Origin of the sequence: Pseudopedobacter sp. (assembly GCF_040392825.1) — a bacterium.
In the GTDB taxonomy this organism is placed as follows: domain Bacteria; phylum Bacteroidota; class Bacteroidia; order Sphingobacteriales; family Sphingobacteriaceae; genus Pseudopedobacter.
This window is the reverse complement of the sequence record NZ_JBEBVH010000270.1, coordinates 1-4,967: the sequence shown is the minus strand read 5'-3', so window position 1 is coordinate 4,967 and position 4,967 is coordinate 1. Positions and strand designations below refer to the sequence as shown.

Genomic DNA, 4,967 nt, shown 5'->3' with positions numbered 1-4,967 from the left:
GCAGGAAGATTTATCCGGCTTTGCTTCCAAATCTTATGAGGCCGGGATTTGCATGGTGGCTTTTCCTGCTGGGTTCTAATAAGGCTAACGCCTATACTAGCCTATACTAGCGCAAGGATCCCCTTGTGCTTGATATTAATCTATTTAGAATACAAGCGGACGCTTGCATCAATGTGAATCTCAAAGGTTGTATACTATTATGATCTCTAAGTCTTTTTATTTTCCATGAGTACCCTTTCTATGTCTGCCATGCGATAATATATTTTACCACTAAGCGTATAACCCGGTAATATCCCCGATTTTCGTAAAGAGTATAAGGTTCTATCGCTGATATGTAACAGGTCCATCACGTCCTGTTTATCCAACCATCTTTCTTTCAGTGAAGGCTGATATTTTATGGTTGCCTGTTTGATCAACTGTTTTTGTAATTGCAGCGACTGGTTAAGTAAGGCTTCCAGGCTGACTAATAATTCAATAATAGAATAGAAAAATTTCATATATGTATAAGATTTGTTTTTAAGAATGTTTATGGATCGCTTTTTCTAAGAATGAAACTAATTTTTGTAATTCTGAGGACCTGAAAGATGAGATACCCAGGCAAATATGCCGGATTGGTTTTTCTTCCGGATGCGATAGCGTGTAAGGGTTAAAGGAAGCAGGTAAATCTTTCAATTGGAAGGCGTATATGGGTTCATGTAATATTATCCACGACCATAACCCCGCCACCGGGAGCAGTACCTGTGCATCAAGTTTCGAATTGTACACCATCATGTTATACAGCTGTTCGCGTCTGCGCTGGTAACGTGTCTGTAGTTTCCTGATTATGCCCTTGCTCTTTCTCGTGTCCATAAAATAATTGGCAGCGCTGTATAATAATGGATCAGGCATTTGCTCGTGTAAGCTGTAACGTTGTTTCAGTAAATTGATGAAGGAAGCCGGTCCCGTTACAGCAACTATATTGTACAGATAGGGAGCCAGTTTACTTATTGGGCTGATATAGATAATATTGCCACAAGTTGTATAGTTTGCCTTTAAGGAAGTACTTCGGGTCTCGAACCAAAATTCGTGATCTTTATCCAGTTCAATAATGGCCAGTTCATGGGCGACAGCAAAGTCAATAAATAGTTCCCGCTTCCTGTCGAAGTTTGCGCTCATAGCATCAAAGCGATCAGGGCTATAAATAATTATGGCCTTCAGGAGTTTGTCTGATACCAGTTTGGACAGATGATCCAGTGAAGGTAATCCGTTCTCATCTGTAGGACAATCAACCATTTTTCTTTCCCGGTAGCCGAGACTAAAAGTGTTAGGATAGCTACCCGTACAAATCGCAATTGTATCACCTGCCGCAGTCAGGCATTCAAGCGTTAGCCGTATGCATAATTCCAGGTCATTTACCAACAGTTGTTCATCTTCACGAACGTAAATATTGCGCCTGGATAAAGTAGAATCCAGTAATTTGTTCGTGATTAAATGGAGGTTCTCATCCCGGTGTTTCTTTGCTTTCATGTGGTCGTATACCGTTCGGAAATTGCTGATATGTTTATAGAAATCAATATCTGCGACTGCAGGAAATTCATTCCCGAGGATTAAACAGGGGGGACCTATTGATGTGGTGCCGGCCAATTTCCTGGTCTGGAACGAAGCCCGTTGCGGCAAGTATGCCCTTTTTGTTTGCTGTACAGAAGAAGGATTGATAAAAGTACCCGTCCGCTCTCTCGAGTAGAGCACATTTTCGGCAATCAGGTTATTGTAGGCTCTTTGTACAGTTAACGGACTTACCTGCAATACCGCAGCCAGTTTTCTGCTGGAAGGCAACTGTTCATTATTGTTCCCCAGTCCGAAAGCAATGCGCGTTTTAATGTTGTTTTCAATCTGCGGACCTAAGGGGCGTCCCTTATCAATTTTAAAATACCATTTTAAAGGCATGGGTATAAATGTTTTAGTTAGACAATCAGGTTTATTCATGCGGATTGTTTCGTGGGGTAATACCTACATGCTAAGCAATTCAATCCTTTGACGGCAACAAATTTATAGGATTGTTTTGTTAACTTTTACCTGCTATACACGAAAAAATCAGATTCTGTATCACAATATTTTGTTTTTAAAGTAAAAATATCTGTGGTGAAATACAATATTTTGTTGGTTTTGAATGGTCGAAATAATCAGTTTTCGCTAAGGTTTAGTGGGACAAGTTCGATACTTGTTCGGCATTTCTTCGGGAAAACAGGGGTATTTCCCGAAGAAGTCTCGAAGCGGTCCCGAAGAAATGTAAAATGAGTTAAGCAAAATGCAGTAAGGGAATGGAAATTGTCCGCAACTAAGAAAGTCGTTTTAATGAGTTTAAAAAGAACTTTATATCTTTGAAGTTTAATCTTAAATTAGTTTTAAAAAAGAACGGCAGAATTGATGTCGGGTAAAACATAAACCATATAATTCTTAACGTTGGTAAAGGGTAAGGAACTTTCTGAATATTGGAGCACTTTTGTGAAAAGCGGTAGTGAGGATGCTTTTTATGTTCTATACTCTCATTATCATGATTATTTTACTTACCTGGGTATACGAAAAGGTGCCAATTCAGTGAAAGTTAAAGATTGTATAAATGACCTTTTTTTATATCTGTTTGAGAACAGGGAAAAACTTTTCAATATTGGGAATCATCACAATTATCTGGTAACATCTTTTATTAGGAAATTATTTAAAAGGGATCACTTAAGCATAACGGAAGAACTCGAAACACTAAGTTTATCAGATATACCTTCTTCCCCATCAGTTGAGGCTCAGCTCATACTTCAAAATACAAGAGCTCATATATCGGACTTACTCAAAAAACATATTGATCGGCTATCCCATAGCCAGGCTCAAATGATTTATCAGAAGTTTTATTTAGGACTTTCTTACGAACAGATTTCCATCGCAAATGACATTACTGTGAAAACTGCTTATAACACGATATATAACGCGGTAGAAAAATTAAAAAAAGCTATAGGGAAAGAACATTTAGAGGCTTTAATATGGGCTATTTCACTCCTCGGCCTAATATTTTATTTTTTTTTAAATTTTTATAGGTAAAATTCCAGGTACTTTGCTCTATTGTCTAAAGTGAGAAATCAATGGACAAAAATGTAAGATTGCTGACCCAGGAAAGTTTCTTGAATTATTGTTTCAGAAGAAACGATGAGGATGTCCGCTATTGGGAGAAGTGGATAGCAGAAAATCCCGATCAGCAATCTGAAATTGTGCGATTGAAACAACTAGTTATCTTAATGTCGGAAGAATCTGGCGAAAGAGTTAGAAAAACACATTATGCCGAGCTTCAAACCAGAATAAAGCAATCCGGAAGTATATCCGAACAAAAGTCATATCTTTTTAAGAAAAGGTGGTGGGCTGCTGCCGCAGCTATATTTGTCGTCCTCAGCTGTGTTATATTTTTGTACAAAGGAAATGTCAAAGAAGAGATTGTTATACAAGCCAGCGATGTATCTTCAGGTCAGAATAAAGCCATTTTGGTGCTTTCTAATGGGAAATCGGTTAATCTGACTGATGGATCTGAGGGAGTGGTAGCCGATGAAGCCGGATTTAAAATCTCAAAAACATCATCCGGAGAAATTACATATTCCAGGCCAAATACCAAAAACACGGGTACTGCTAATAAAGGAGATAGCTATAATATTATTAAAGTTCCTGCTGGTGGTGCGTTTCAGATCAGTCTTTCTGATGGTACAAAGGTCTGGTTAAATTCAGCTTCAACTATGAAATATCCTGTTGAGTTTAATGGTAAGGAAAGATTAGTTGAACTAACGGGAGAAGCGTATTTTGAAGTAGCACATAATAAAAGTAAGCCTTTTAGAGTGCTGTCTAATAAGCAGGTAGTAAATGTGTTAGGGACACATTTTAATGTAAGTGCTTATACAGATGATCAATTTGTGAGAACTACCCTGATTGAAGGCTCGGTAGAAATTGTCGCAAATAACAAAAAAGTAAAAATCGAGCCAGGAGAAATGGCAGAATTCAATAAAAGCGGAATCGCAGTTTCTAAAGTAGATGTTGAAGAGATGATAGCATGGAAAAATGGTTATTTCAAATTCAACGACGATTTAGAAAGCACCATGCGTAAAATATCGCGATGGTATGATGTGGATATTGTTTACGAGAATACCAAAAAATATAAGGATAGTACAGTTTACTTTGGCGGAGAGATATCAAGATCTAAAAAACTATCCACTGTATTAAAAATTATGGAGTCTACAAAAAGAGTCCGTTTTAAAATAGAAGGGAGGACAGTGACTGTGATTAGATAAAAATCAATTTTGAAGGTAATAAAAGGCCAGAAGTGCGGGAACACCTCTGGCAGAAGTTTGAATTACCTGTTAAAAGCTAATATGAACCATTAACCTGATTAATACAAACCTGTCAAACTTAACCAAAATTGTATGAATGTACAATTTACGGTATAGTATTTCGGGGTTTGACAAAAATGATTTTATGACCTTTTATTTCTTGCCGAGGATCTGGTTAAAAGCAGGTTCTTTCTATAAACTATTGTTTGTTATGAAGTTGATATTTCTATTGCTTACCATAACTGCCATGCATGTTAGTGCTAACAGTTTTGCACAGAAAATATCTATTAATGAAAAAAATGCCTCCTTAGAGAGGATATTTAACCGGATTAAAAATCAGACAGGCTACGATTTTTTCTTTGATAAGACGCTGCTTAATAAAGCGAAATTAGTTACGGTAAATGTTAAAGAGGCCTCTTTAGAAGAAACATTAAAACGTTGCTTTATAAATCAGCCTTTTACTTATATTATTCAGGAAAAGACTATCGTAGTCACACCGAGGGAAGCCAATTCTGCCAACCTGATAATCAAAGAAATGCAACAAAAAGTTGTGACAGGAAAAGTTATGGATGTGCAAGGTGAGCCTTTAGCAGGGGTAAGCATAAAGGTTAAAAATGCTCAGATAAATAC

5 protein-coding genes are annotated in these 4,967 nt (G+C 37.3%); 3 read left to right on the top strand and 2 right to left on the bottom strand.

What is annotated here, in order from left to right; all coding sequences use genetic code 11:
- Positions 1–206: 206 nt before the first annotated feature.
- Both ABWO41_RS15230 and ABWO41_RS15225 read right to left on the bottom strand, forming a co-directional pair.
- Positions 207–497, bottom strand: coding sequence for a helix-turn-helix domain-containing protein (locus ABWO41_RS15230; protein ID WP_353139900.1), 291 nt, complete (start codon positions 495–497; stop codon positions 207–209).
- A gap of 19 nt (positions 498–516) precedes the next feature.
- Positions 517–1,965, bottom strand: a complete 1,449-nt coding sequence (locus tag ABWO41_RS15225) for a GntR family transcriptional regulator (protein WP_353139898.1) — start codon at positions 1,963–1,965, stop codon at positions 517–519.
- Between the two features lie 519 nt (positions 1,966–2,484).
- Between ABWO41_RS15225 and ABWO41_RS15220 the strand changes: the two genes are divergently transcribed.
- The 3 genes from ABWO41_RS15220 to ABWO41_RS15210 all read left to right on the top strand — a co-directional run.
- Positions 2,485–3,069 carry an RNA polymerase sigma factor gene (locus tag ABWO41_RS15220; protein WP_353139896.1) on the top strand — a complete coding sequence of 195 codons (585 nt, stop codon included), beginning with the start codon at positions 2,485–2,487 and terminating at the stop codon, positions 3,067–3,069.
- A gap of 41 nt (positions 3,070–3,110) precedes the next feature.
- On the top strand, positions 3,111–4,298 hold the full coding sequence (locus ABWO41_RS15215) for a FecR family protein (RefSeq protein ID WP_353139894.1): 1,188 nt from the start codon (positions 3,111–3,113) through the stop codon (positions 4,296–4,298).
- A 250-nt stretch (positions 4,299–4,548) separates the two neighbouring features.
- The coding region (locus ABWO41_RS15210) for an STN domain-containing protein (RefSeq protein WP_353139892.1) at positions 4,549–4,967 on the top strand (419 nt) is incomplete at its 3' end.

Coding starts and splice junctions, on each gene's coding strand:
- ABWO41_RS15215 (WP_353139894.1), top strand. CDS start 3,111: ATGGACAAAAATGTAAGATTGCTGACCCAGGAAAGTTTCTTGAATTAT.
- ABWO41_RS15230 (WP_353139900.1), bottom strand. CDS start 497: ATGAAATTTTTCTATTCTATTATTGAATTATTAGTCAGCCTGGAAGCC.
- ABWO41_RS15225 (WP_353139898.1), bottom strand. CDS start 1,965: ATGAATAAACCTGATTGTCTAACTAAAACATTTATACCCATGCCTTTA.